A 26912-nucleotide genomic window follows, 5' to 3' on the forward strand; every position below is an offset into this window, starting at 1 on the left:
GGTGGTGGCCGCCGGTGGAGTGCTTCGGGGAGTAGGGACCGTCGCCGCGCGAGGGGCGGCGGATCGGCACAGCAGGAAACCTAGCACCGCGCCCACGACGTACCCTGCTCGAGTGACCGACTGGACCCCCGACGTCCGGTTGCGTCGGGCCGAGGCCCTCGCCGACGCGGGACGCTGGGACCAGTCGTTGCGGGCCGTGCACGACCTCCTCGCGAGCGACCCGCACCACGGCGAGGCCCTGCGGTTGGCGGCCATGGCCGAACTCCGGCTCGACCGCCCGGAAGCCGCCGTGCAGGCCGCCACCGCGGCGATCGCCGCGGAACCCCAGCACGAGCACGGCCACCGGCTGCTCAGCGTCGCGCTGCAACGCCTCGGCCACCACGACGCCGCGCTGCAGGCGGCGCGCGACGGCGTGCGCGGCAACCCGCACCACCCCTACGCCCTGGCCCAGCTCGCCACCGTCCTCAGCGACCGCCGCAGCACCCGCCGCGAGGCCGTCACCACGGCCGAGCGGGCCGTGGCCGCAGGACCGGGGATGGCGCACCCGTTGTTCGTCCTGGGTCTCGCCCTGCAGCAGCGCGGCCGTCGGGGCCGCGCCCGCAGGGCCTACGCCGCAGCGCTGGAACTGGACCCGCAGCACCCCGAGGCGCTGAACAACCTGGGCGTCATCGCGCTGAACTCCCACCGCCTCGGCGGCGCGGCCAGGTTCCTCGGGGACTCGCTGCTGGCCGACCCGCACAGCGCGACGGCGCGGTTCAACGTCGACGTGCTCGCGCTCGCCTTCGCGCGCCGGATCTGGATCGGGAGCGCGCTCGCCGTCCTCGCGCTGCTGGTCGGCGGAGCGGTCGAGAACGGGACGGGCACGGGCTTCCCGGTGCGCCTCGTGGTGCTGCTCGTCGCCCTCGCCGGTCTCGGCGCCTGGACGGCCAGCGCCTGGCGGAACACCCCGGCGGCGGTGCGGGCCGCGGTGCTCCAGCGTTCCCGGCAGCGTCCGTTGCTGGTGAGCGCCTGGGTCATCGCCGCGCTGCTGCTGCTCGCCTGCGTCGGGATCGCCGTCGCCCCGCTGGAGACCGTCGCCGGTCCGGGTGCGTTCGAGGTCTTCCGGGTGCTGTTCCTGGTGAACGTCGTGTTCGGGTTCGTGGTGCGACGCAGCCGCCCGCGCCGGGACTGAACCCGGCGGGACGGCTGCGAGGGACGTACCGGACTCAGGCGGTGACGACGACCGGCACGATCATCGGCCGGCGACGGTGCGCCTGCGACACCCAGGTGCCGACCGTGCGGCGCACGATCTGCTGGAGCTGGTGGACGTCGACCGGTCCGGTCGAGGCGTCGTTGAGGGCCTTCTCGACACGGGTCTTGATGGCCGCGAAGCGGTTGGGGTCCTCGCCCATGAAGCCGCGGGCGTTGAACTCCGGCCCGGACACGACCTTGCCGGTGACGGAGTCGACGGCGACGAAGATGGAGATGAAACCCTCTTCGCCGAGGATCCGGCGGTCCTTCAGGTCGGCCTCGGTGATCTCGCCGACGGTGGAGCCGTCGACGTAGACGTAGCCGACGGGCACGTTGCCGACGATGCTCGCCTTGCCGTCCACGAGGTCGACGACGACGCCGTCCTCGGCGATGACGACGCGTTCGCGCGGAACCCCCGTCTTGACGGCGAGCTCGCCGTTGGCGAGCAGGTGCCGGATCTCGCCGTGCACCGGCATCACGTTGCGCGGCTTGAGGATGTTGTAGCAGTAGAGCAGTTCCCCGGCGCTGGCGTGCCCGGAGACGTGGATCTTCGCGCTCTGCTGGTGCACGACCGTCGCCCCGAGGCGGGCGAGACCGTTGACGACGCGGTAGACGGCGTTCTCGTTGCCCGGGATGAGCGAGCTGGCGAGGATGACGGTGTCCCCGGCGTCGACGGAGATGCGGTGGTCGCGGTTGGCCATCCGCGACAGGGCGGCCATCGGTTCACCCTGCGACCCGGTGCACATGAGCACGACGCGGTCGTCGGGCAGGTCGTCGACCTGCTTGAGGTCGATGAGGATGTTCTTCGGCACCTGCAGGTACCCGAGCTCGGCCGCGATCCCCATGTTGCGGACCATCGAGCGGCCGACGAGGGCGACCTTGCGGCCGTGGGCGTCCGCCGCGTTCAGGACCTGCTGGACGCGGTGCACGTGGGAGGCGAAGGACGCCACGATGATGCGGTGCTCGGCGCGGCCGAACAACTGCTCCAGCACCGGGCCGATGTCACGTTCCGGAGCGGTGAAACCCGGGACCTCGGCGTTGGTGGAGTCGACGCAGAACAGGTCGACGCCCTCGTCACCGAGACGCGCGAACGCGTTGAGGTCGGTGATGCGGTTGTCCAGCGGCAACTGGTCCATCTTGAAGTCACCGGTGTGCAGGACGAGCCCCGCGTCGGTGCGGATCGCGACGGCCAGCGCGTCGGGGATCGAGTGGTTCACCGCGATGAACTCGCAGCTGAACGGCCCGAGCTGTTCGACCTGGCCCTCGCGCACACCCAGCGTGTAGGGCTTGATGCGGTGTTCCTTCAGCTTCGCCTCGACGAGGGCGAGGGTCAGCTGCGAACCCAGCAACGGGATGTCCCCGCGCAGTCTGAGCAGGTACGGGACCGCCCCGATGTGGTCCTCGTGCCCGTGGGTCAGCACGACCGCGACGATGTCGTCGAGGCGGTCGGCGATCGAGGAGAAGTCCGGCAGGATCAGGTCCACGCCGGGCTGGTGGTCCTCGGGGAACAGCACGCCGCAGTCGACGACGAGCAGCTTCCCCTGGAACTCGAAGACGGTCATGTTGCGCCCGACCTCGCCGAGCCCACCGAGACCGACGACGCGCAGGGCGCCGTCGGCCAACGGTGGGGGGCTGGTGAGTTCGGGGTGGGGGTGGCTCATGCGGCTCCTCCTGCGGCCTGGGCGGCCGCTGCCGTGGGGTTGGGTCGAGCTGAGTTCTCGGGGGTGTCGAGCCCGGCGAGGGACAGGTCGGCGGCGATGGCGTCGACCTCCTCGGGGGTGGCCGCCAGCAACGGCTGGCGGACGGCGCGTCCGGTGAGGACACCGGTCAGTTCCAGTGCGGCCTTGACGGCCACCGCACCCTGGGTGCGGGTCATGATCCCGCGCACGGCGGGCAGCAGCTCGGTGTGGATCGTCCGGGCCGTCACGAGGTCCCCGGCGTCCAGCGCCGCGATCATCGCGGCGTACTCACGGCCCGCGACGTGGCTGACGACGGAGACGATCCCACAGGCACCCTGCGCCAGCAGCGGCAGGTTCACGGCGTCGTCACCGGAGTAGTACGCGAGGTCGGTGCGGGCCAGGACCCACGAGGTCGCCATCGAGTCGCCCTTGGCGTCCTTCACAGCGACGATCCGCTCGTGCGCGGCGACCGCCACCAGGGTCTCGGTGTCGATGGGGACACCCGAGCGGCCGGGGATGTCGTAGAGCATCACCGGCAGGCCGCTCGCGTCGGCCACCGTGGTGAAGTGCTGGGCCAGGGCGGCCTGCGGCGGCTTGTTGTAGTAGGGGGTGACGACGAGCAGCCCGTGGGCGCCGGCCTTCTCGGCCGAGCGGGCCAGCTCCACCGTGTGCGCGGTGTCGTTGGTGCCGACCCCCGCGACGACGCAGGCGCGGTCACCGACGGCGTCGAGGACGGCACGCAGCAGGCGGTCCTTCTCGTCGTCGCTGGTCGTGGGCGACTCCCCCGTCGTCCCGCTGACGACCAGACCGTCGTGACCGTGCTCCACGAGGTGCACGGCGAGCGCGGCGGCCGCGTCGAGGTCCAGGGCACCCGTCGCGGTGAACGGGGTCACCATCGCCGACAGCACCGTCCCGAAGGGACGGTGGGGCGCTGCTGCGGTGGCGGTCGACATGCTCCTGAGGTTACCGCCACGGGAAGGACCCGGTCGCTGCCCGCTCGGGGGTCCGGGCAGCGACCGGGTCCTGAGGTGTCATCGGGACGGCGCGGGCGAGCGTTACACCCGCTCGAGGGTCAGCCTCAGACCACCGTCACCGGGGGTGATCCGCACCCCGCTGAGCAGCGGGACGACGAGGTCGGCGTCCAGCGGTCCCTCCGGGTGGGTCGTACGCACGGCGAGGGTCGCGCAGCCGGCGGCCCGGGCCGCGGCGAGACCCGCGGGGGCGTCCTCGACGACCAGGCAGTCGGCCGGGTCCACCCCGAGGCGGGCGGCGCCGAGCAGGAAGCAGTCCGGCGCGGGCTTGCCGTTCTCGACGTCGTCGAAGGTGACCAGCACCCGCGGGTCAGGCAGTCCCGCGGCCCCGCGGCGCGCGTCGGCCAACGGCGTCGAGCACGACGTCACGATCGCCCACGCCTGCGGGGGCAACCCGGCGAGCAGGTCCGCCACCCCGGGCAGCTGCACGACACCGTCGACGTCGAGGATCTCGAGCTCGGTGATGCGCGCGGAGGCGGCGGCGAAGCGGTCGGGCCCGACGAGGTCGGCGACGATCTCCGGGGCGGGGCGCCCGTGCCCGTGCGCCCCGACGAGCTGCTCGACGGTGATCCCGTGCTCGACCGCCCACGTCGTCCAGCACCGGTTGATGGCGGCCGTGGAGTCGACGAGCGTGCCGTCCATGTCGAAGAGGACTGCTGCGAACGGGCGGTCCAGGACGGGATCGAGCACGGGGACGGTCACGAACGCACCCTACGAGCCGGGGTGGGCGTGCGACCGTGGGGGTTGTGCAGACGTCGATCGCCACCGTGAGCCTGGCCGGGTCGTTGCCGGAGAAGCTGCGGGCCGCGGCGGTCGCCGGGTTCGACGCCGTCGAGGTGTTCGAACCCGACCTCGTCGCCTCCCCGCTGGCCCCGAAGGACGTCCGGGCGCTCGCCGCCGACCTCGGGGTCCGCATCTCGCTCTTCCAGCCGTTCCGCGACCCCGACCACGTCGACGCGACCGTGCAGGCCCGCACCGCGCAGCGGCTGCACCGCAAGTGCGAGGTGGTGCGCGAGCTCGGCTGCGACCTGCTGCTCGTGTGCTCCTCGGTCCACCCCGGCGCCGTCCGGGACGACGGGGAGCTCGCCGACCAGCTGCGGACCCTCGCCGAGGTCGCCGCCGGCCACGGGGTCCGGCTGGCCTACGAGGCGCTCGCCTGGGGCACCCACGTGTCCGACTACCGGCACGGCGCGCGGATCGTCGCCCGCGCCGACCACCCCTCGCTGGGGACCTGCGTCGACTCCTTCCACGTCCTCTCCCGCGGTGACGACCCGGCGGCGATCGCGGGACTGGAGAAGCTGTTCTTCTACCAGGTGGCGGACGCCCCGCCGCTGGGCATGGACGTCCTCCCGTTGAGCCGGCACCACCGCCTGTTCCCCGGTCAGGGGGGTTTCGACCTGACGGGTTTCCACCGCGCCGTCCTCGCCAACCCCTACGACGGACCGGTGTCGCTGGAGGTCTTCAACGACGTGTACCGCCAGGCCGACCCGGGTCGCACGGCGGTCGACGCGCTCCGCTCGCTGCGCCACCTCGCCGACCTCGCCACGCCCGGGACCCTGCCGCAGGCCCCGACCCCCACCGGCTGGGCGTTCGTCGAGGTCGCCGCCTCGGACGCCGCCTCCGAGGGCGCCTCCGACGTCGCGGACCTGCTGCACGCGTTGGGTTTCCGGCGCACCGGGACCCACCGCCGCGGCGAGGTCGACCTCTGGGGCAACGCCGGGGTCCGGGTCGTCGTGAACCGCCGGCCGACCAGCGAACGGGCCCGGTTGTCCGCCCTGGGTCTGCAGACCGCCGCACCGCACGCGTTGGCCGAGCGGTCCCGGGAACTCCTCGCGGCCGTCGTGCACCGTCCCGTCGGCACCGGCGAGGCGGAGATCCCGTCCCTGGTCGCACCGGACGGGACCTGGGTGCAGTTCTGCGGCGAGGACCCCGACTGGCTCGACGACTTCGTGCCGGTCGAGCCGCTGCCCGCGGGAGAAGCCCCGGGAGGGTCCGGCCTGATCGAGATCGACCACGTCGCCCTCCCCCAGCCGTTCGCGGGTTTCGACTCCACGGGGTTGTTCCTCACCGCCGTCCTCGGGTTGCGCGGCGGGGAACTCAGCGAGGTCGCCGCACCCGACGGGCTGGTGCGTTCCCGGGCGCACTCCTCCGCCGACGCGGCGATCCGGATCGCCCTCAACGTCGGCCCCACGTCCGCGCACCTCAGGGGGCGACCGTTCGCCTCGGGTCACGTCGCGTTCCGGACCGCCGACGTCCTCAGCGCCGCGAGCGCGTTCGTCGCCGCCGGGGGTCAGCCGCTGGACGTCCCGCAGAACTACTACGACGACCTCGACGCCCGGTTCGACCTTGCCCCGGAGTTCCTGGACCGGTTGCGCGCCCACGGGGTGCTCTACGACCGCGACGAGGACGGCGGGGAACTGCTGCAGTTCTTCACCCGCGCCCTCAGCCGGGAGTTCTTCGTCGAGGTGCTGGAACGCCGCGGCGGGTACCACGGGTTCGGAGCGGTCAACACACCCGTGCGCCTCGCGGCGCAACGGCGCCACCCCGAGGCTTAGGGCAGCAGGACGATCCGGCCCTGCGGGTGCGGACGTTCCGCCATCGCGAACGCGTCCTGCACCTGCGCCAACGGGAACGAACCGGCGATGGGGACGTGCAGGCGGTCCGCGGCGACGAGCTCGGCGAGTTCGGTGAGGACCTCCGGCCGACGCGCCTGGTCCACGCCGAACTCCAGGTCGGCCTCGAGCGGCAGCGCCGCGGCGCACCGGGCGACGTCCACTCCGAAGGCCCGGGCGAGAGCGTCCACCTCGAAACCCGTGGTGTCGACGATCACGTCCACGGCCACCCCGCGCCGGCGCAGCGTCCGGGCCAGACCGTCCACGTCCTCGGCGGGGACGACGGCGTCCGCGCCGTGGGCGTGCAACCAGTCGTGGTGGACGAGGTCGGCGACGCCCACGACGGTCGCCCCGCAGAGCCGGGCCAGCTGGACGGTCAGCGTGCCGACGTCGCTCGTCGCACCCAGGACGAGGACGACGTCGCCGTCACGCACCCCCGTGCTCTCGACGCAGGAGTAGGCGGTGACCCCGGCGACGTAGAGGGCTCCGGCGACCTCCCAGGAGACGCCCGCCGGTTTGGGAACCACCGCCGCCGCCGGGACCACGACGACGTCCGCGTGCCCGCCCCGGTCCGGGCTCCAGCCCAGGACCTCCTCACCGACGGTGACGCCGGTGACGCCGGGACCGGTGTCGGTGACCACGCCCGCGAACTCGGCGCCGGTGCCGGCGGGGAACGCCGTCGGGTAGAGCTGGGCCAACGCGCCCTCGCGGGCCGCGGACTCCCCCGCGGTGATGCCGGCGGCGCGCACGGTGACCCGCACCTCCCCGGCTCCGGGGGCCGCGGTCGGCACGTCGACGACGTGCAGGACGTCGGGACCACCCCACCGCTCGAACCGCACCGCTCTGCTCATCCCGTGAGAGTGTCCTGAACGCAGGCCGAGAGCAAGCCTGTCCGGGTGCAGTCGGGCGGTGCAGCCCGGAGGATGACCACGTGCTCGGCCTACCGGACCACGTGACCGCCCTCCTCTTCGACCTCGACGGCGTCCTCACCGACACCGCCTCCGTCCACGACCAGGCGTGGAAGGCGACCTTCGACGCCTTCCTGCGCGATCGGGACGGGGAGGACTACCGCCCCTTCGACCCGGTCCGGGACTACGGCGAGTTCGTCGACGGCAAGCCGCGCGAGGCCGGCGTGCGGGACTTCCTCGCCAGCCGCGGGATCACCGTCTCCGACGAGACGGTGCAGGAGCTCGGGGACCGCAAGAACCGCGACCTGCTGCGCCGGATCGAGCAGGACGGCGTCCGGGTCTACGAGGGGTCGCGCCGCTACCTGCAGGCCGCGCAGGCCGCGGGTCTGCGCCGCGCGGTCGTCTCCTCCAGCGCGAACACCCGCCAGGTGCTCGAAGTCACCGGGTTGGCCCAGTTCGTCGAGGTGCGCGTCGACGGGGTCACGTTGCGCGAGCAGCACCTCGCGGGCAAACCCGCGCCCGACAGCTTCCTCGCCGGGGCGCGGGCCCTGGGCGTGGACCCGAGCCGGGCCGCCGTCTTCGAGGACGCCCTGTCCGGGGTCGAAGCCGGTCGCGCCGGCGGGTTCGGGTCGGTCGTCGGGGTCGACCGCGTCGGTCACGCCGAGGCGTTGCGCGAGCACGGCGCGACCGTCGTCGTGCAGGACCTCGCCGAACTGCTGGGAGGCCGCAGGTGATCGCCCAGGACGCCTTCCCGGTCGAGCCCTGGCACGTGCGCGAGACACGCCTCGACCTGGACATCCTCGGCAACGCCGAGTCGGTCTTCGCCCTGTCCAACGGCCACATCGGTTTCCGCGGGAACCTGGACGAGGGGGAACCCCACGGTCTTCCCGGCACCTACCTGAACTCCTTCTACGAGGAACGCCCGTTGCCCTACGCGGAGGCGGGCTACGGCTACCCCGAGGTGGGGCAGACCGTCGTCAACGTCACCGACGGGAAGATCGTGCGGTTGTTCGTCGACGACGAACCCTTCGACGTCCGCTACGGGGAACTCACCGCCCACGAACGGGTGCTCGACCTGCAGGCCGGCACCCTGGTGCGGTCGGTGGACTGGACCTCCCCGGCCGGGAAGCGCGTCCGGATCCGCAGCACCCGCCTGGTGTCGTTCGTCCAGCGCGCCGTGGCGGCGGTCGAGTACGTCGTCGAGGCCGTGGACCGCGAGGTCCGGATCACCCTGCAGTCCGAACTCGTCGCGAACGAGGCGTTGCCGGCGCAGTCCGGGGACCCGCGGGTCTCCGCCGTGCTCACCTCGCCGTTGGTGTCGGTGGAGCACGACTCCGGCCGGGCCGGGGCGACCCTGGTGCACCGCACGCGGACCAGCGGGCTGCAGATGGCCGCGGGCATGGAGAACCACGTCGAGGCCCCCGGGCGGATCGACGTCGAGACCCACGACGCCGAGGACTGGGCGCGCACGACGGTCGTCTGCTCCGTCCCGGCCGGGGAACGCGTCCGGTTGACGAAGTTCGTGGCCTACGGCTGGTCGAGCCTGCGGTCCCAGCCCGCGTTGCGCGACCAGGTGGCGGGTGCCCTCAGCGGTGCGCGCTTCACGGGGTTCGAAGGGTTGCTGCAGGAGCAGCGGGAGTACCTGGCCGAGTTCTGGGACTCCGCCGACGTGCAGGTCGAGGGCGACGCCGAGGTGCAGCAGGCGGTCCGGTTCGCCCTCTTCCACGTCCTGCAGGCCGCCGCGCGCGCCGAGGGACGCGGGATCCCCGGCAAGGGGCTGACCGGTCCCGGTTACGACGGGCACACGTTCTGGGACACGGAGGCCTACGTCCTGCCGGTCCTGACCTACACCGCCCCGGACACGGTCGCCGACGCGTTGCGCTGGCGCGCCTCGGCGATCGACTCGGCCCGCCAGCGCGCCGGGGAACTCGGACTGCGCGGGGCGGCGTTCCCGTGGCGGACGATCCGGGGGGCGGAGTCCTCCGGCTACTGGCCTGCGGGGACGGCGGCGTTCCACGTGAACGCCGACATCGCGGCCGCGGTCGAGCGCTACCGCGTCGCCACCGGCAGCACGGGCCTGGAGACCGACGGCGGGCTCGTCGTCCTGGTGGAGACGGCGCGGTTGTGGATGTCGTTGGGGCACCACGACTCCGCCGGCGCCTGGCACGTCTCGGGCGTGACCGGACCGGACGAGTACACCGCGGTCGTGGCCGACAACACGTTCACGAACCTGGCCGCGGCGCACAACCTCTCCGTCGCCGCGGCCGCGTGCCAACGCCACCCGGACCTGGCCCGGTCCCTCGACGTCGACCTCGAGGAACAGGCGACGTGGCGCGACGCGGCCGAGGCCGTGCACGTCCCCTACTCCGAGGAGCTGCGCGTCCACGAGCAGTGCGAGGGTTTCACCCGGCGACCCGAGTGGGACTTCGCCGCGCACCAGGACTACCCGCTGTTGCTGCACTCGCCGTACTTCGACCTGTACCGCAAGCAGGTCATCAAGCAGGCCGACCTGCAGATGGCGCTGTTCTGGTTCCCCGAGCGGTTCAGCGCCGAGGACAAGGCCCGGGCCGTGGACTACTACGAACGCCGCACCGTCCGCGACTCCTCACTGTCCGCGGCGATCCAGGCGATCACGGCCGCCGAGGTCGGCCACCTCGAACTCGCTCACGACTACGTCTACGAAGCCGCGACGGTCGACCTGCGCGACCTGCACCACAACTCCGCCGACGGGTTGCACATGGCCTCCCTGGCCGGGACGTGGCTCGCCCTCGTCCACGGTTTCGGGGGGATGCGTGACAGCGGCGGCCGGTTGACCTTCGACCCCCGCCTCCCCCACGGCATCTCCCGGCTGAAGTTCTCGATCCGCTGGCGGGACGCGAAGGTGTGCGTCGACATCACGGGCGACGAGGTCACCTACACGATGCGCGACCACGACTCCACCGTGGAACTGCTGCACGCCGGTGAGACCCTGACCGTCACCACCGGCTCCCCCGTCACCCGCACGATCGCCCCGCTCCACCCCCTGCTCCCCCGACCGCAGCAGCCGCCCGGCCGGACTCCGGTGCACCGCACCCACTGATGCCGGTCCCGCGACCCGGGCACTTCGACGCACACGCGGAGGTCTACGACCGGGGGCGTCCGCCCTACCCCGACGTCGTGTGGGCCCGGCTGCGGGAACTCGAGGTCCTCGTGCCGGGGGCGCGGGTCCTGGAACTCGGGGCGGGGACCGGGCAGGCCACCCGGTCGTTGACGGCGGCCGGGACCTCGGTGACCGCCGTCGAACCCGGTCCGCACCTGGCCCGGTTGCTGCGCCGGAACCTCCCGGACGTCGAGGTGCGGGTGGGCACCGCGGAGACCGCCTCGGTCGCGCCGTCCTCCTTCGACGTGGCCGTCGCGGCGACGTCCGTGCACTGGTTCGACCTCGACCTCGTCCTGCCCGCGCTGCACCGCTGGCTCCGTCCGGAGGGCCACCTCGTCGTGTTCGGAACGTCTTCGGCGACCCGACGCTCGCCCGCACCCCGTTCCGCGCCCGTGTCGCCGAGATCACCTCGCGCCGCCCGTCGTCACCCTCCTCCGGACCCGGGGAACTGGACACCGTTCAGTGGGTGACCCGGCTGAGCGCCGACGGATTGTTCACACCCCGCTACGTCGAGGAGTTCTGCTGGTCCGTCGAACTCACGACCGCTCAGGTGCACGACCTGTTCTCCACCTTCAGCAACTGGTCCGCGGCGGAGGTGGAGGAGGCCGCACGTGCGGTCGACGAACTCGGCGGGACGGTCCTGGAGAACTACGTGACCCCCCTCATCGTCCTCTTCCAGCGGTGAGGTCGGGCGCGCCACAACAGGTTCATCACACTCACAACCGTTGCTAGACAATCGATCTGGACTTGTTCGGAGCGTTCGAACGAGGTAGACTCACGACATGACGGCAGCGCTCGCGGAGCGGACTGAGGAGGCCCCCACCGGGGTCGCCTTCGGCCTCCCCGGCAAGTACCGCCGCTTCGCCGACGCCGCCCACGCCATGTTCTACCTCGGCGTCGCCGACGCCGTCACCATGGTCCACGACTCCCCCCACCCCGACCTCGACCAGCTCGAGGACCGCGGGGTCACCATCACCGGAACCGGCGTCGACCGCTTCGAGGCCGCCGTCGACCTCGTCGCCGAGGAGTACTCCCGCGACGAAGGCATGGACTTCGACCGCGCCCGCGCCACCATCCACAACGCCTGGCGCCGAGGCCACGACCACGCCACCCTCTGGCAAGCCGTCGCCGACGGCAGTGTCACCCGCTACCAGGCCCGCACCATCGAGGACCACGCCGAACGCCTCGGCGCCCGCACCGCCACCCTCACCAACCACCTCGACCCCGACGGACGCGTCATCGACACCACCGTCGAAGAGGGTGAGAAACTCCTGCACGGAGACGCCTACGCGGCAGCCCTCGACGACTACCTCACCGACGCCGTCCACCACGCGCAAACCGGCCTGACCGGGCGGAAACTCGGGATCAAGTGCTCCCGGAAAGTCAGGGAACTGACGCCCGGCTACGAATCCGTCATCCTGGAGAAGAACGACGACCCCCGCGGCATCGGACACACCCCCTGCGAAGACGGCCTCCACAGCCACCTCGGATTCATCACCCCCACCGCCTTCGCCCTGCGACTGGTCGCCCACACCAACGCCGCCGCCGACCAAGCCGCGGACGCTGCGAAGGGGGCCGGCCTCCTCGACACCCGCTCCCACGGGCAGCGCGTCCGCGACGTGATCGTCGACATGTTCACCGACGCCATGAACCGCGCCGTCCCCGCCCTCTCCGATCCCACCACACCTGCCACCGCTGATTCACCCGCGGTGATCGGACGCACCCACCGCCCCGCGACGTCGGTCCAGGTCCACGTCCGCATCGACGCCACCACCCTCCTTGGCCTCGACGACGACGAAGCCACCGTCGACGGCCTCGGGTCGGTCCCGGCCCACGTCGCCCGAGAACTCGCCACCACCACCGGCGCGATGTGGCGGAAAGTCATCGAATCCCCCGGCACCCGCGAGGTCATCGACGTCGGCGCCAAGGCCTACGCCATCACCGACGCCATGCGCCGCTTCATCACCGCCCGCGATGAGTACTGCCAAGCGCCCGGCTGCCACGTCCCCGCCGTCAACTGCGACCTCGACCACGCCATCCCCTGGCCCCAAGGCCAGACCACCGCAGGAAACCTCCGCGCGTACTGCCGAGGCCATCACCGCTTCAAGACCCAGTACGTCTTCGAAGCCACCAAAGCCCACCACGCGCGGATCACCGCACGACGCGGGAATTCGACGGAACTGTGGCCCGGACTCCCCGACAAGCCACCCTTCTGACCTTCAGCGAAGCGAAACCCCCGCAGCCAGCAGGCTGCGGGGACAGACGCGACCCTTGCGTTCATCAGGTCAGCCCGAGCGTGAGGCACAGTTCCGCCCACACGCGCCCTCCGAGTTCAGCGTCCGTGGCCGGAGAACCGCCACGCGCCATCCTGATCCCGCCCGCCGGGATCGACTCCCCGGGAAACAGCACGCGGTGGCCGGCGGCGGCGGAGCCGAGGGAGATCGTCGCGAGACCGTGGGCCGCCCGGCGGGCGACGATGTCTGCGGCGAAGCGGTCCGAGGGCCAGACCCGGTCGTCACCGCCGGCGCTCAGCAGTACCCGCCCTCGGATCTGCTCCACCGGGATGGTCGACGCCGCAACGGCTCCCGGGAACGCAGTGAGGCTCTGCTCGTAGAGGGACCGGAAGGCGGGCGGTTCCTCCTGACCGGCCCAGGTCGGGTCGTAGGGGACGAAGGGCAACGGAGTTCCCGCGGAAGTCCAGCTGGAACGGGGGGCTCCGGTGCTGCCCACGCTCTCCCAGACCACCGAGGTCGGGGACAGGGCGACCACCGTCCGGATCCGGGGATCGCGAACGGCCAGCAGCAACGCCGCCTCGGCACCCTTCGACGTCCCCAGGACGACGAGGTGGTCGCTCAACCCGGCGAGGTGGTCCAGGGCGGGGGTGAACGTCTCGAGCGGCACCTCGCAGATGCCCGGAGGCTGACCCACGTCGCCGAACCAGCGGATCGACAGCGCCATCGCACCGTGGTCGATCAGCAGCCGGACGCGCTCGTGCTCCACCCGACCGCTGGAACCCGACAGCACGAGGACCGCCGCCGGGGTCATGCGGGGTGGACGCGCAGGTCCATCGCCGCGTAGGGCGGGGTCTCGTCGTCGAGGGCGACGTTCTCCATCCGGACGAGCAACTCCTCCGCGTCCGAGGTGTCGACGACGATGCGCCAGCGCCACTGGCCGGGGACGTAGTCGTAGCCGACGCTCCAGACGCCGGCCTCGACGGAACCCGTGAGCACCTGCGCGGCGGGGGTCTGGTGCCAGGAGTCACCCCACAGGGCCAGCGCAGAGCCGTCGGGGCCGGGGCCGAGGACCAGCAGCCCGTCCTGGGCGCCGTCGTCGGGGTGCAGCCAGGTGTAGGCGAGGGAGACCAGGTTCCCGCCGGCGCCCTCCGTCACCTCCGCGGTGGCCACGGCGTCGTGGGCCGCGTCGGTGGGCATCAACCGGAAGGCGTTCGATCCCGTCCACGTCGTCATGGCGCAGGATCGTAGTGTCAGCGGCCCCGGTGCAGCTTGACCGCGTGCCGTGCGGCGGCCCGGCCGCGCTTGCGGTCACCGGCCGCGTCGTAGCCGATCGCCAGCCGGTACCAGGCGCCCGCGTCGTCGGGGCTGGCCTCGACCTCGTCCTTCGCGGCCTGCCACAGGACGGAACCGGCCTCGCGGTCGATGCGCCCGGCCGCGGTGCGGGTCAGGTCGTCCTCGGGCAGTTCTCCGCGCGAGGCGAGTTCGCGACCGAGGCGTTCCGTCGCGAGCCCGAACATGAGCTCCCGCACGACGGCCCACAACCCGACGACGGGCAGCAGGAACAGCGCGATGCCGAGCAGGATGCCGGCCCACTCACCGGTCGCGGCCAGCTGGAAACCCAGCCGGCCGAGGAACACGAAGTAGAACAGCAGGGCCGCGACGCTGACCGCGACGATGATCTTGACGCGCACGGTCAGTCCAGGTCCAGGTAGTGCTCGAGGCCGACGGTGACCCCGGGACGGTCGGCGACCTGACGCACACCCACCAGCAGACCCGGCATGTACGCGGCGCGGTCGTAGGTGTCGTCGCGGATCGTCAGGGTCTCCCCCGGTCCACCCAGGATGACCTCCTGGTGGGCGGTCAGCCCGCGCATCCGGACGGCGTGCACGTGGATCCCGTCGACGACGGCGCCGCGTGCTCCGGGGAGTTCCGTGGTCGTCGCGTCGGGCGACGGGCCGAGGCCCGCCTCGGCCCGTGCGGCCGCGATGAGGCGGGCCGTGCGGATCGCGGAACCGCTCGGGGCGTCGACCTTCGCGGGGTGGTGCAGTTCGACGACCTCGACGGACTCGAAGAACTTCGCGGCCTTCGCCGCGAGCTGCATGACGAGCACCGCGCCGATGCCGAAGTTCGTTGCGACGAGGACGTTGCGGCTCGCCGCGGTGGCCCACGCCTCGACCTGGGCGATCCGCTCGGCGGTGAAGCCGGTGGTGCCCGTCACGACGTGCATCCCGTGCGCCAGGGCCCACTCGACGTTGGCCATCACCTGGTCGGGGACGGTCAGGTCGACCACGACGTCGGCCCCGGCGGCCGCGTCGAGGGAGTCACCGCGACCGAGGGCCGCGACGAGTTCCAGGTCGGCAGCGGCCTCGAGAGCCGCCACCGCCTGCGAACCCATGCGGCCCCCGGCCCCGAGGACCGCGACGCGGATGGTCACTGGACGACGCCGGTGAATCCGCTGTCGTCGCTGAACGGTCCGACGACGGTCACCGAACGCGGCCGGGAGAGCAGGTCCGCCGCCAGGACGCGGACGTCCTCGGCGGTGACGGACCGCACGTTGGCCAGCACACCGTCGACGTCGAGGAACTGCCCGTGGGTGAGCTCGGACTTGCCGAGCCGGTTCATCCGCGACCCGGAGTCCTCGAGCCCCAGCACGAGACCACCGGTCAGCTGACCGACGCCGCGCGCGAGCTCCTCCGACTCCATCGGGGTGGAGGCGAGCTTCGCCAGTTCGGCCAGCATCAGGTCCGCGACCTGGGCGGCCTTGGCCGGCGAGCAGCCCGCGTACAACCCGACGTAGCCGGAGTCGGCGTAATTGGCGTTGAACGAGTACACCGAGTAGGCCAGGCCCCGCTTCTCGCGGACCTCCTGGAACAACCGGCTGCTCATCCCGCCCCCGAGGACGGCGTTGAGCACCGACATCGTGAACCGGCGGTCGTCCGTGGCGGTGATCCCGGTCATCCCGAGCAGCACGTGGGCCTGCTCGGTCTGGCGGTCCACCACGAGCGAGCGACCCTTCTCCAGCCCGCCGCCGACCTCACCGCTGACGCGGCGCGGACGGGGAGCGGCCTGGCCGAGATCGCCCGCGGCACGGTCCAGCTCACGCTGGACGCAGGCGACGACCTCGTCGTGGTCGAGACCCCCGGCGGCGGTGAAGACCAGCGAGGAGGGCTGGTAGTGCTCGCGGTAGTGCGCCCAGACGTCGTCGCGCCCGACGGCACGGATCGTGTCGGGCGTCCCGCCGATGGGCCGGGCCAGCGGGTGCCGGCCCAGGACGAGCTCGGCGAACTTCTCGTGCGCGACGTCGCCCGGGTCGTCGTCGTTCATCGCCAGCTCCTCGAGGATGACCTCGCGTTCGCTGGTGAAGTCGTCGTCGTCGAGGACGGCCGAGGTGACCATGTCGGTGACGACGTCGATCGCCATCGGCAGGTCGGCGTCGAGGACGCGCGCGTAGTAGGTCGTGTGCTCCTTGCCGGTGGCGGCGTTCGCCTCACCCCCGACGGCGTCGAACGCGGAGGCGATGTCCATCGCGTCCCGACGTTCGGTGCCCTTGAAGAGCAGGTGCTCGAGGAAGTGCGTCGAGCCGAAGTGACCCTTCGTCTCGTCGCGCGAGCCGACGCCCACCCAGCACCCGATGCTCGCGGAGCGTTGACCGGGCATGGCTTCGGTCAGGACGCGGGCACCGCAGGGCAGGACGGTCCGCTTGACGATCGACCCCTGCTCCACCTGGGCGGGGGTGGACAGGACGGTGGTAGCGGGAACCCCGCCGGCTGCCACGACGGGCAGCTCGACGGGGTTCCCGGGAAGCGTGGACGACACGTCAGGCGTCGGTCGTCTCCGTCGCGGGCGCCTCCTCGGAGGCCTCCTCCGCGACGACGGGGACGAGGGACAGCTTGCCGCGCGGGTCGATCTCGGCGATCTCGACCTGCACCTTCTGGCCCACCGAGACGACGTCCTCGACGTTGTCGACGCGCTTGCCGCCGGAGAGCTTGCGCAGCTGCGAGATGTGCAGCAGGCCGTCCTTGCCCGGCATGAGCGAGACGAACGCACCGAAGGTGGTCGTCTTCACGACGGTGCCGAGGTAGCGCTCGCCGACCTCGGGCATCGTCGGGTTGGCGATGGCGTTGACCGCTGCGCGGGCCGCCTCCGCCGAGGGACCGTCGACGGCCCCGATGAACACCGTGCCGTCGTCCTCGATGGAGATGTCGGCGCCGGTGTCCTCCTGGATCTGGTTGATCATCTTGCCCTTGGGCCCGATGACCTCGCCGATCTTGTCCACGGGGACCTTGACGGTGATGATCCGCGGCGCGGTCGGCGACATCTCGTCCGGGGCGTCGATGGCCTCGGCCATGACGTCGAGGATGTAGAGACGCGCGTCGCGGGCCTGGGTCAGCGCACCGGCGAGCACCGAGGCGGGGATCCCGTCGAGCTTGGTGTCGAGCTGGATCGCGGTGACGAACTCCTTGGTCCCGGCGACCTTGAAGTCCATGTCACCGAAGGCGTCCTCGGCCCCGAGGATGTCGGTCAGCGCCGCGTAGCGGGTCTCACCGTCGACGGTGTCGGAGATGAGGCCCATCGCGATGCCGGCGACGGCCGCGCGCAGCGGGACACCCGCGTTGAGCAGGGACAGCGTCGAGGCGCAGACCGAACCCATCGAGGTGGAACCGTTGGAGCCCAGCGCCTCGGAGACCTGACGGATCGCGTAGGGGAAGTCCTCGCGGGCCGGCAGCACCGGCACGAGCGCGCGCTCGGCGAGGGCGCCGTGCCCGATCTCGCGACGCTTCGGCGAACCCACGCGGCCGGTCTCACCGGTCGAGTAGGGCGGGAAGTTGTAGTTGTGCATGTAGCGCTTGCGCGTCACCGGCGACAACGTGTCGAGCTGCTGCTCCATGCGGAGCATGTTCAGCGTGGTGACCCCCAGGATCTGGGTCTCGCCGCGCTCGAAGAGCGCCGAACCGTGCACGCGGGGCAGGACCTCGACCTCGGCGGACAGCGTCCGGATGTCGGCCAGGCCACGGCCGTCGATGCGGACCCCGTCCTTGAGCACGCGCTGGCGGATGAGGGTCTTCTGCACCGAGCGGTACGCGGCGGAGACCTCCTTCTCGCGCCCGGCGAAGCCCGCGGCGAGCTCGCCCTTGACGCGGTCCTTGATCTCGTCGATCCGGGACTCGCGCTCCTGCTTGCCGGCGATCTGCAGCGCGACGACCAGCTCGGTCGCGGCGGAGTCGAAGACGGCCTGGTAGACGTCGTCCTGGTAGTCCGGGAACGTCGGGAAGGCGGCGGTCGGCTTGGCGGCGGTGGCGGCCACCTCGGCCTGCGCGCGCACCAGCTCCGCGATGAACGGCTTGGCCGCCTCGAGGCCCTGGGCCACGATCTCCTCGGTCGGGGCGGTGGCGCCCTGTTCCTTGATGAGGTTCCAGGAACCCTCGGTCGCCTCGGCCTCGACCATCATGATCGCGACGTCCTGCGAACCGTCGGCCGCGGTGACGACCCGGCCGGCGACGACCATGTCGAAGACGGCGCGCTCGAGCTCGGAGTAGCGCGGGAAGGCGACCCACTGGCCGTCGATGAGCGCGACGCGCACGCCACCGACCGGGCCGGAGAACGGCAGACCCGAGAGCTGGGTGGACAGCGACGCGGCGTTGATGGCCACGACGTCGTAGGCGTCGTCGGGGTGCAGCGCCATGATCGAGACGACGACCTGGACCTCGTTGCGCAGGCCCTTGACGAAGCTCGGGCGCAACGGACGGTCGATGAGACGGCAGGCCAGGATCGCCTCGGTGGAGGGGCGACCCTCACGACGGAAGAACGAACCGGGGATCTTGCCGGCGGCGTAGCTGCGCTCTTCGACGTCGATCGTCAACGGGAAGAAGTCGAACTGGTCCTTCGGGGTCTTGCCGGCGGTGGTGGCGCTCAGCAGGAAGGACTCGCCGTCGAGGTAGACCGCGGCGGAACCGGCGGCCTGCTTGGCGAGGCGACCCGTTTCGAAGCGGACGGTGCGGGTGCCGAACGAACCGTTGTCGATGACGGCTTCGGCGGCAGTGATTTCGGGACCCTCCAAGGGTTCCTCCTCCAGGTTGCGGTGCGGATGTGCGACACCCGCGCGCCCCGGCCTTCGATCGAGGCCCACGGAAGCCAGAGCTTCCGGAGGCCACTACCGAGGACCGGTGCGACGCTGCGCGGTGTCACGGTGAGTCTGCCGCGAGTGCGGCTGGAACGTGCGACAGGGGTGGCCCCGAGAGTCGGGACCACCCCTGTCGTCAGGCCCCTGACCAGGTCAGCGGCGGATGCCGAGACGCTCGATGATCGAGCGGTAACGGTTGATGTCCTTCTTGGCCATGTACTTCAGCAGGTTGCGGCGCTGGCCCACGAGGAGCAGCAGGCCACGACGGCTGTGGTGGTCGTGCTGGTGCATCTTGAGGTGTTCGGTCAGGTCACGGATGCGCTGCGTCAGCATCGCGACCTGGACCTCCGGCGAGCCGGTGTCACCCTCGGTGAGGGCGTACTCGGTCATAATCTTCTTCTTGACGTCTGCGTCGAGGGGCACTCGTGTCTCCTGAACCTCGTTGCGCGGTGCCACGGGGCTTGTCCACCCGGGCTCTCTGGATCCGCGGCCGATCGAACGGCAACGCCCAGACTACAGCAGGATCTCCCGGCACCTCGCGACGTCGCGCTCCATCTGCTGCACGAGGGGCTCGATGCCCTCGAAGCGCTGGGTGGGACGCAGGTGGGCCACGAAGTCGAGGTCCACGCGCTCCCCGTAGAGGTCCAGGCCCTGCTGGTCGATGCAGAACGCCTCGAGCTGACGACGCACCCCGTCGAAGGTCGGGTTGGTGCCGATCGAGACGGCCGCGGGCAGCCGGTCGCCGTCGCGGCGGGTCAACCAGCCCGCGTACACGCCGTCGGCCGGGACCAGCCCGTCGGCGTGCACGGTGTCCAGGTTGGCCGTCGGGTAGCCGAGCTCACGGCCGCGGTGGTCACCGTGCACGACGGTGGAGCTGACCCGGTGCCGGTGGCCGAGGATCGCCGCCGCCCGCTCGACGTCACCGGCGGCCAGGGCCTCGCGCACGGCCGTGGAGGACCACCGGGAGGAGTCGCCCTGGCCGCCGAGGTCGGCGAGCACGACGACCTCGAACCCGAACCGGGCGCCGAGCTCCTGCATGGTGGCGAGGTCGCCGGCGTTGGCCTCGCCGAAGCGCACGTCGTGGCCGACGACGACGACGGCGGCGTGCAGCGCGTCGACGAAGACCTCCTCCACGAAGCGCTGCGGGCTCCAGCGCGCGAGCTCGTGGGTGAAGGGCATCACCAGCACCGCGTCCAGGCCGGTCTCCTGCAGCAGGTCGAGGCGGCGGGTGAGGCCGGTGAGCAGCCCGGGGGCGCGCTCGGGGTGCAGGACCTGCAGCGGGTGCGGGTCGAAGGTCACCGCGGCGGAGACCAGACCCCGGGCGCGGGCCAGGCCGACGACCTCGCCGAGCACGGCCGCGTGCCCGCGGTGCACCCCGTCGAAGTTGCCGATGGTGACCACCGACGGGCCGAACCCGGGTCCGACGTCTGACAGGTCATCCCACCGCTGCACGCGAACACTGTGCCAGCAGCCGGTCGCGCGCTCCGCACACGGGCTGACTAGCGTCACCCTCATGAGCACTGGACCTGTGGACCCGACCACCACCGCGGCGTGGTCGTCGCTGACCGAGCACCGGTCGGGCAGCACCCCCGACCTGCGGGGCTGGTTCGCCGCCGACCCCGAGCGCGCGCGGTCGCTGACCTTCGACGTCGCCGACCTGCACGTGGACCTCTCCAAGAACCTCGTCACCTCCGACACGCTCGCCCTGCTCCTGCAGCTGGCCGAGGAGACCGGTGTCCTCGCCCGCCGCGACGCGATGTTCGCCGGCGAGCACATCAACGTCACCGAGGACCGCGCCGTCCTGCACACCGCGCTGCGCCGACCGGCCGGCGCCGCACCGGCCCTGAGCGTGGACGGGCAGGACGTCGACGCCGACGTGCAGGGTGAGCTCGAGAAGGTCTTCGCCTTCGCCGAGGCCGTCCGCTCGGGTGAGTGGAAGGGCGTCACCGGGAAGCCGATCGCGACCGTCGTGAACATCGGCATCGGCGGTTCCGACCTCGGCCCGGTGATGGCCTACGAGGCCCTCAAGCCGTTCGTGCAGGCCGGGCTGGAGTGCCGCTTCGTCTCCAACATCGACCCCACCGACGTGGCCGAGACGACGAAGGACCTCGACCCCGAGACGACCCTGTTCATCGTCGCGTCCAAGACGTTCGGGACCCTGGAGACCCTCACGAACGCGCGACTGTCGCGAAAGTGGTTGTGGGAGCGGCTGTCCGCAGCCGGAGTCCTCGCCGACGACGACACCGCCCGCGCGGACGCCGTCGCCAAGCACTTCGTCGCGGTGTCGACCGCGCTGGACAAGGTCGCGGCCTTCGGCATCGACCCGGCCAACGCGTTCGGGTTCTGGGACTGGGTGGGCGGTCGCTACTCCGTCGACTCCGCGATCGGCACCTCGCTGGCCGTCGCCATCGGGCCGGACCACTTCCGGAGCTTCCTGTCCGGCTTCCACACCGTCGACGAGCACTTCCGCACCACCGCACCCGAGCAGAACGTCCCGCTCCTCATGGGTCTGCTCAACGTCTGGTACGTGAACTTCCTGGACGCCCACAGCCACGCGGTGCTGCCGTACTCGCAGTACCTGCACCGCTTCGCGGCGTACCTGCAGCAGCTCACGATGGAGTCCAACGGGAAGTCCGTCCGCTACGACGGCGAGGCCGTCACGACGCACACGGGCGAGGTGTTCTGGGGTGAACCCGGCACCAACGGCCAGCACGCGTTCTACCAGCTGATCCACCAGGGCACGCGGATCGTCCCCGCCGACTTCGTCGCCTTCGCGACCCCGACGCACCCGCTGGTGGACGGCGACGCCGACGTGCACGCGCTGTTCATGGCGAACTTCTTCGCCCAGACCAAGGCGCTCGCGTTCGGCAAGACGGCGGAGGAGGTGCGGGCCGAGGGCACCGCCGAGGAGGTCGTCGCGGCCCGGGTGTTCTCCGGCAACCGGCCGACCACCTCGATCATGGCGCCCTCGCTGACCCCGACCGTGCTCGGTCAGCTCATCGCGCTCTACGAGCACATCACCTTCGTGGAAGGTGCCGTCTGGGGCATCGACAGCTTCGACCAGTGGGGTGTGGAACTCGGCAAGAAGCTGGCGCTGGAGATCGCGCCGGCGCTCACCGGCGACACCGACGCGCTGCTGGCGCAGGACGCCTCCACGGGTGACCTGATCCGGTACTACCTGTCCCACCGCACGAACTGACGCCGCGGGCACCGCCGGGATGAGGGCAACCTCACCCGGCGGTGTTACGTTGCGCCCGTGAGCAAGAAGCGGGACCTGCCGAAGTCCAAGTGCTGCGAGTCCAAGGACAGGTGCCGCCGCTGCCCGATCCGCATGCTCAAGGAGGGCACCCTGCCCGCCGGCTACACCGTGAAGAAGCGCCGGCTGGTCAAGACCGGCGACTGAGCGGTCGCCGGGCAGTCGCCGGTCAGTCGCTGGGGGCCGGCGGGGGGAGGACATCGCTGTTCACCCGACCCACCGAGAACTCTGAACGGAGACCACCGTGTCGAAGACCGAACCGACCGACGCCGACGTCGACCTGTCCTTCCGCCTGGAGGGACGCACCGCCCTCGTCACCGGGGCCGCCTCGGGCATCGGGAGCGCCATCGCCGGGGCGTTCGCCGCGGCGGGGGCGCGCATCGTGCTCGTCGACCTGAACGAGGAGGCGGCGCTCGCCCGGGCCGCGGAACTCGGCGAGGACCACGTGGGGTTGCGCGGGAACGTCGCCGACCCGGACTCCGTCACGGCGTTCGCCGCCGCAGCCGGGCCCGTCGACGTCCTCGTCACCTGTGCCGGGATCGTCGACCTCGCCCCGGCCGAGGAACTCGACCCGGCGGCGTTCGTCCGGACGGTGTCCATCAACCTGACGGGGACGTTCCTCACCGCCCAGGCCGTGGGCCGCGGCATGCTGGAACGCGGCCGGGGCAAGGTCATCACCATGGCCTCGCAGGCTGCCTCGGTGGCTCTCGACGGGCACGCCGCGTACTGCGCCTCCAAGGCCGGGGTCGTCGGTCTGACCCGGGTCCTGGCCTCGGAGTGGGCCGGTCGTGGGGTCACCGCGAACTCCATCTCCCCGACCGTCGTGCTCACCGAACTCGGCCGGAAGGCCTGGGACGGGCTGAAGGGTGACGCCGCGAAGGCCGCGATCCCGACGGGACGCTTCGCCCTCCCCCGCGAGATCGCCGGTGCCGCACTGTTCCTGGCCTCCGGCGCCTCGGACATGGTCAACGGCACCGACCTCGTGGTCGACGGCGGGTACACCATCCGTTGAGGCGCACCAACCCAACCGCCCCCGGGCACTGAGGAGAGTCGACGATGACCAGCGTTCCCACCACCATGCGGGCCAGCGTCCTGCTGAAGCAGGGCGTCATCGAGATGCAGGAACGACCCGTGCCCACCCCCGCCGACGGCGAGGTGCTGGTGAAGGTCGGTTCCGTCGGCGTCTGCGGGTCCGACGTCCACTACTACAAGCACGGTCGCATCGGCGACATGGTCGTCACCGCGCCGATCGTCCTGGGTCACGAGGTCTCCGGGACCGTCGTGGGCGTCGGGCGCGGAGTTCCCGATGAACGCCTCGGTGACCGGGTCGCGATCGACCCGCAGGTCCCGTGCCGGACGTGCCGTCAGTGCAAGACCGGTCGCTCGAACCTGTGCCCGTTCATGGAGTTCTACGCCACGCCCCCCTTCGACGGGACGTTCTGCGACTACGTGACCGCACCCGCGGACCAGGCCTACACCGTGCCGGACAGCCTGTCGGACGAGTCCGCGGCGCTGCTGGAACCCCTGAGCGTCGGGCTCTGGGCCGCGCACAAGGCGAACGTCGGCCCGGGCGACCAGGTGCTGATCGCCGGGGCCGGCCCGATCGGGGCGATGGCCGCGCAGGCCGTCCGCGCCCGGGGCGCCACCGACGTGGTCGTCACCGACTTCGTCGACTCACGCCGGGAGCGGATCACCGCCTTCGGGGCGACCCGGGCGCTGCACCCCGTCCAGGACGCGGCCGAGATCGCGGAGATCCGCGCCGACGCGTTCATCGACTGCTCGGGGGCGACGCCCGCGGTGATCTCCGGGATCAACAGCACCCGGGGCGGCGGGACCGTCGTCCTCGTCGGTCTCGGCGCGGAGGAGATGCCGATCCCGGTGCAGCTCATCGCGACCCGCGAGATCAACCTCACCGGCGTCTTCCGCTACATCGACACCTGGCCCCGGGGCATCGAACTCACCACCTCCGGCACCGTCCACCTCGACGACATGGTGACGGCCCGGTACCCGCTGGAGCAGGTCGAGGACGCGTTGAACGCCGACTCCGACCCGCTGAGCATGAAGGCCGTCGTCGTCGTCAACCCCGCCGAGAAGTAGGAGCCCCCGTTGTCCGTCCTGCAGAAGTTCTCCCTCGAGGGCAAGGTCGCCCTCGTCACCGGTGGTTACAAGGGCCTCGGCCGGGGTTTCGCGCAGGCCCTGGCCGAGGCCGGCGCCGACGTCGTCGTGGCGGCCCGCAACGAGGCCGCCTCCGTCGCCGCGGCGGAGGAGATCGCCGCCTCGACCGGGCGCCGGACCCTCGGCCTGCGCCTCGACGTCACCTCCCGCCCGGAGGTCGAGGCAGCCGTCGCCCGCGTGACCGCGGAGTTCGGCCGCTTCGACGTGCTGGTCAACAACGCCGGCACCTGCGTGCACCGCCCCGCGCTGGAGGTGACCGACGACGAGTACGACGACGTCATCACCACCAACCTCAAGGGTGTGTGGCTGCCCAGCGTCGTCACCGCGAAGTGGATGGCGCAGAACGGCGGCGGGGCCATCGTCAACGTCGGGTCGATCAGCGCGAACATCGTGAACCGTCCGCAGCTGCAGCCGGTCTACAACGCCTCCAAGGCTGCGGTGCACCAGCTCACGAAGTCGCTCGCGGCGGAGTGGGCGCCGCTGGGCATCCGGGTCAACGCGATCGCCCCCGGGTACGTCAAGACCGAGATGGCCCCCGTCGACAAACCCGAGTTCCGCCGCATGTGGATCGAGGACGCGCCGATGCAGCGCTACTCCACCCCCGAGGAGATCGCCGCGACGGTCGTCTACCTGGCCTCCGACGCGTCGAGCTTCTCCACCGGGGCCGTCGTCGTCACCGACGGCGGGTACACGCTGTTCTGATCGCCTGACCCCCGCCTCCCCGAGGTGCGACACACTGCACCGGTGTCGTCTCGCCGTCTCGCTGCCGTCGCCGGTCTCCTGCTGAGCGGCGGTCTGCTGCTCGCCCCCGCGGCGCCTGCCTCGGCCGTGCCTCCGTTCCGGCTGGCCGGGCAGGTGACCGACCAGGTCGGGGCGCTGGACGGTCGCGACGGGGAGGTGCGGGGGGCGCTCTCGTCGCTGCGCTCCGACACCGGCGTGCAGCTCTGGGTCGTCTACGTGGACTCCTTCGACGGGGCGGACGGGCAGACCTGGGCCGATGAGACGGCGACGACGTCGGGGCTGGGCCAGGACGACGTCCTGCTGGCCGTCGCCACCGGCGACCGCTCCTACGCCTACTTCGTCGACAGCGCGTCCCGCCTCGACGACGCGGACCTCCAGGCGGTGGCCCGCGATACCGAGACCGAGCTCGCCGACGGCGACTGGGCGGGGGCCGCCGTCGCGGGCGCCGACTCCCTCGACACCCACCTCAGCCCGTCGCACACCGTCTGGTGGGTGCTGGGGTTCCTCGCCCTCGCCGGGGTCGTCGTCATCGCCGTCGTGGCCCTGGTGCGGCGGCACCGGTCGCGGCCGGCGGTCTCCACGGCGGACCTGCAGACCCAGGCCGACACGCTGCTGGTGCAGGCCGACGACGCCGTCCGCGCCGCCGCGGAGGAACTCCAGTTCGCGGCGGCGGAGTTCGGGACGGCGTCGACCGCGGAGTTCTCGAGCGTCCTGGAACGTTCCCGCACCGCACTGCGGCAGGCGTTCACGGCCCGGCAGTCGCTCGACGACTCCGTCCCCGAGACCGACGCGGAACGGCGCCGGATCCTCACCGAGGTGATCGAGTCCTGCCGCACCACGGGGAAGACCCTCGACGAGGCCTCCGACGCGGTCGACGCGCTGCGCGACCTCGTGCAGCGCGCCCCCGCGGTCCTCACCGAGGTCGAGGCGAAGCTGCCCGGGTTGCGGGCGGGCGTCGAACCGGCCCGGGCGCTGCTCTCGACCCTGGCCGCGGAGTTCGGGGAGACCGCCCTGACCTCCGTCGCCGACACCGTCGCCCAGGCCCGGGACCGGATCGGTCTGGCGGAACGGTCGTGCGCAGCGGGCCGCGCGGCGCTGGCCGACGTGACCCGCTCGGGTGAGGTCGTCGACGCCGTCCGGACCGCGGAAGCGGCGGCCGCCCAGGCCGAGAAGCTCCTGAGCGGGGTGTCGAGGACCGAGCAGGACCTGCGTCAGGCGGTGCAGGAGGTCCCGGTGGCGATCGCCCGACTGCGGGCCGACGCCCGGACGCCCGTCGAGGCGGCCACCGGAGTGCCCACGGCGGACTTCGCGGCGGCCTCGGCCGCGGCGCTCGCCGTCGTGGAGGCGAGCGCCCGCCAGGCCTCGAGCGATCCGCTGGGCGCGCTGCACCGACTCGTCGAGGCGGAGCGGGCGTTGGACGCCGCGCGCGACGCCGTCGAGGAGGCCACGTCCGCGCGCCGGTCGACCGAGGCCGCCCTGGAACAGGCCCTGGTCGCGGCCCGCTCCGAGATCGCGGCCGCCGACGACTTCGTCTCCGCACGACGGGGTGCCGTCGGGTCGGCGGCCCGGACCCACCTCGGCGAGGCGCAGCGACACCTCGACCAGGCGCTCGCGCTCGCGTCCCAGGACCCGGCCGCGGCGCTGGAGCACGCCCGCCAGGCGGACTCCCTCGCGGAACGCGCCAGTTCCCGCGCCCACAGCGACGTGGACTCCTGGCCGGGCGGTCGGGGCGGCGCCTCCGACGAGCTCGGGGCGGTGCTGGGCGGGATCCTCCTCGGGGGTGGGT

The 26912-nt window shown here is 72.0% G+C and carries 25 protein-coding genes; 13 read left to right on the forward strand and 12 right to left on the reverse strand.

Features of this window, described 5'->3' with window-relative positions:
* Positions 1 to 112 precede the first annotated feature (112 nt).
* Positions 113 to 1171, forward strand: coding sequence for a tetratricopeptide repeat protein (locus AC0I8G_RS24755; RefSeq protein WP_471732320.1), 1059 nt, complete (start codon positions 113 to 115; stop codon positions 1169 to 1171).
* Between the two features lie 34 nt (positions 1172 to 1205).
* Here AC0I8G_RS24755 and AC0I8G_RS24760 read toward each other — a convergent pair whose 3' ends face one another.
* From AC0I8G_RS24760 to AC0I8G_RS24770, 3 genes are all read right to left on the reverse strand, one after another.
* Positions 1206 to 2891: a ribonuclease J gene (locus AC0I8G_RS24760; protein ID WP_471732321.1), complete on the reverse strand. Its 1686-nt coding sequence runs from the start codon at positions 2889 to 2891 to the stop codon at positions 1206 to 1208.
* Positions 2888 to 3862 carry a 4-hydroxy-tetrahydrodipicolinate synthase gene (gene dapA, locus AC0I8G_RS24765; RefSeq protein WP_471732322.1) on the reverse strand — a complete coding sequence of 325 codons (975 nt, stop codon included), beginning with the start codon at positions 3860 to 3862 and terminating at the stop codon, positions 2888 to 2890. The genes AC0I8G_RS24760 and dapA overlap by 4 nt, the downstream gene beginning before the upstream one ends.
* 102 nt (positions 3863 to 3964) lie before the next feature.
* On the reverse strand, positions 3965 to 4642 hold the full coding sequence (locus AC0I8G_RS24770; RefSeq protein WP_380259644.1) for an HAD-IA family hydrolase: 678 nt from the start codon (positions 4640 to 4642) through the stop codon (positions 3965 to 3967).
* A gap of 44 nt (positions 4643 to 4686) precedes the next feature.
* Between AC0I8G_RS24770 and AC0I8G_RS24775 the strand changes: the two genes are divergently transcribed.
* The gene (locus AC0I8G_RS24775) at positions 4687 to 6495 is read left to right on the forward strand and encodes a bifunctional sugar phosphate isomerase/epimerase/4-hydroxyphenylpyruvate dioxygenase family protein (RefSeq protein WP_471732323.1); all 1809 of its coding nucleotides are present in this window, start codon (positions 4687 to 4689) and stop codon (positions 6493 to 6495) included.
* On the opposite strand, the gene AC0I8G_RS24780 is transcribed toward AC0I8G_RS24775, so the two are convergent.
* Complete coding sequence (locus AC0I8G_RS24780) at positions 6492 to 7403, reverse strand: NADP-dependent oxidoreductase (protein WP_471732324.1); 912 nt, start codon at positions 7401 to 7403, stop codon at positions 6492 to 6494. The two genes, AC0I8G_RS24775 and AC0I8G_RS24780, sit on opposite strands and share 4 nt — an antisense overlap.
* Before the next feature lie 80 nt (positions 7404 to 7483).
* Between AC0I8G_RS24780 and AC0I8G_RS24785 the strand changes: the two genes are divergently transcribed.
* The 5 genes from AC0I8G_RS24785 (at position 7484) to AC0I8G_RS24805 (ending at position 12815) form a co-directional block, all read left to right on the forward strand.
* A complete protein-coding gene (locus AC0I8G_RS24785) occupies positions 7484 to 8194 on the forward strand; it encodes an HAD family hydrolase (RefSeq protein ID WP_471732325.1) in 711 nt (236 codons plus the stop codon).
* Entirely contained in the window at positions 8191 to 10539 is a 2349-nt protein-coding gene (locus AC0I8G_RS24790; RefSeq protein ID WP_471732326.1) for a glycoside hydrolase family 65 protein, read from the forward strand. The genes AC0I8G_RS24785 and AC0I8G_RS24790 overlap by 4 nt, the downstream gene beginning before the upstream one ends.
* A complete protein-coding gene (locus tag AC0I8G_RS24795; protein ID WP_471732327.1) occupies positions 10539 to 11069 on the forward strand; it encodes a class I SAM-dependent methyltransferase in 531 nt (176 codons plus the stop codon). The genes AC0I8G_RS24790 and AC0I8G_RS24795 overlap by 1 nt, the downstream gene beginning before the upstream one ends.
* Positions 11066 to 11284, forward strand: coding sequence for a hypothetical protein (locus tag AC0I8G_RS24800; RefSeq protein ID WP_471732328.1), 219 nt, complete (start codon positions 11066 to 11068; stop codon positions 11282 to 11284). The genes AC0I8G_RS24795 and AC0I8G_RS24800 overlap by 4 nt, the downstream gene beginning before the upstream one ends.
* Before the next feature lie 97 nt (positions 11285 to 11381).
* Positions 11382 to 12815 (forward strand): HNH endonuclease signature motif containing protein, encoded by a 1434-nt coding sequence (locus AC0I8G_RS24805; protein ID WP_471732329.1) that lies wholly within the window; start codon positions 11382 to 11384, stop codon positions 12813 to 12815.
* 64 nt (positions 12816 to 12879) lie between these two features.
* Here AC0I8G_RS24805 and AC0I8G_RS24810 read toward each other — a convergent pair whose 3' ends face one another.
* The 8 genes from AC0I8G_RS24810 to AC0I8G_RS24845 form a co-directional block, all read right to left on the reverse strand.
* The gene (locus AC0I8G_RS24810; protein ID WP_471732330.1) at positions 12880 to 13644 is read right to left on the reverse strand and encodes an acyl-CoA thioester hydrolase/BAAT C-terminal domain-containing protein; all 765 of its coding nucleotides are present in this window, start codon (positions 13642 to 13644) and stop codon (positions 12880 to 12882) included.
* On the reverse strand, positions 13641 to 14066 hold the full coding sequence (locus AC0I8G_RS24815) for a hypothetical protein (protein ID WP_471732331.1): 426 nt from the start codon (positions 14064 to 14066) through the stop codon (positions 13641 to 13643). Before AC0I8G_RS24815 ends, AC0I8G_RS24810 begins: the two co-directional genes overlap by 4 nt.
* 17 nt (positions 14067 to 14083) lie before the next feature.
* Positions 14084 to 14524, reverse strand: a complete 441-nt coding sequence (locus tag AC0I8G_RS24820) for a hypothetical protein (protein WP_471732332.1) — start codon at positions 14522 to 14524, stop codon at positions 14084 to 14086.
* 2 nt (positions 14525 to 14526) lie between these two features.
* Positions 14527 to 15267 (reverse strand): 4-hydroxy-tetrahydrodipicolinate reductase, encoded by a 741-nt coding sequence (dapB, locus tag AC0I8G_RS24825; protein WP_380161606.1) that lies wholly within the window; start codon positions 15265 to 15267, stop codon positions 14527 to 14529.
* Positions 15264 to 16649 carry a M16 family metallopeptidase gene (locus AC0I8G_RS24830; RefSeq protein WP_471732333.1) on the reverse strand — a complete coding sequence of 462 codons (1386 nt, stop codon included), beginning with the start codon at positions 16647 to 16649 and terminating at the stop codon, positions 15264 to 15266. The genes dapB and AC0I8G_RS24830 overlap by 4 nt, the downstream gene beginning before the upstream one ends.
* A 1-nt stretch (position 16650) precedes the next feature.
* Positions 16651 to 18891, reverse strand: coding sequence for a polyribonucleotide nucleotidyltransferase (locus tag AC0I8G_RS24835; RefSeq protein WP_380259654.1), 2241 nt, complete (start codon positions 18889 to 18891; stop codon positions 16651 to 16653).
* 216 nt (positions 18892 to 19107) lie between these two features.
* Positions 19108 to 19377, reverse strand: a complete 270-nt coding sequence (gene rpsO / locus AC0I8G_RS24840) for a 30S ribosomal protein S15 (RefSeq protein ID WP_328292012.1) — start codon at positions 19375 to 19377, stop codon at positions 19108 to 19110.
* Positions 19378 to 19467: 90 nt separating this feature from the next.
* Positions 19468 to 20406, reverse strand: coding sequence for a bifunctional riboflavin kinase/FAD synthetase (locus AC0I8G_RS24845; RefSeq protein WP_471732334.1), 939 nt, complete (start codon positions 20404 to 20406; stop codon positions 19468 to 19470).
* A 61-nt stretch (positions 20407 to 20467) separates the two neighbouring features.
* Between AC0I8G_RS24845 and pgi the strand changes: the two genes are divergently transcribed.
* The 6 genes from pgi to AC0I8G_RS24875 all read left to right on the forward strand — a co-directional run.
* Positions 20468 to 22153: a glucose-6-phosphate isomerase gene (gene pgi / locus AC0I8G_RS24850; RefSeq protein WP_471732335.1), complete on the forward strand. Its 1686-nt coding sequence runs from the start codon at positions 20468 to 20470 to the stop codon at positions 22151 to 22153.
* Positions 22154 to 22210: 57 nt separating this feature from the next.
* The gene (locus AC0I8G_RS24855) at positions 22211 to 22357 is read left to right on the forward strand and encodes a hypothetical protein (RefSeq protein WP_328292015.1); all 147 of its coding nucleotides are present in this window, start codon (positions 22211 to 22213) and stop codon (positions 22355 to 22357) included.
* Between the two features lie 97 nt (positions 22358 to 22454).
* On the forward strand, positions 22455 to 23222 hold the full coding sequence (locus AC0I8G_RS24860) for a GolD/DthD family dehydrogenase (protein WP_471732336.1): 768 nt from the start codon (positions 22455 to 22457) through the stop codon (positions 23220 to 23222).
* A 44-nt stretch (positions 23223 to 23266) separates the two neighbouring features.
* Positions 23267 to 24307 carry an NAD(P)-dependent alcohol dehydrogenase gene (locus AC0I8G_RS24865; RefSeq protein WP_471732337.1) on the forward strand — a complete coding sequence of 347 codons (1041 nt, stop codon included), beginning with the start codon at positions 23267 to 23269 and terminating at the stop codon, positions 24305 to 24307.
* A gap of 9 nt (positions 24308 to 24316) precedes the next feature.
* Entirely contained in the window at positions 24317 to 25087 is a 771-nt protein-coding gene (locus AC0I8G_RS24870; RefSeq protein ID WP_471732338.1) for an SDR family NAD(P)-dependent oxidoreductase, read from the forward strand.
* A gap of 42 nt (positions 25088 to 25129) precedes the next feature.
* The coding region (locus AC0I8G_RS24875; protein ID WP_471732339.1) for a TPM domain-containing protein at positions 25130 to 26912 on the forward strand (1783 nt) is incomplete at its 3' end.

Source organism: Kineococcus sp. AC630 (assembly GCF_979255925.1).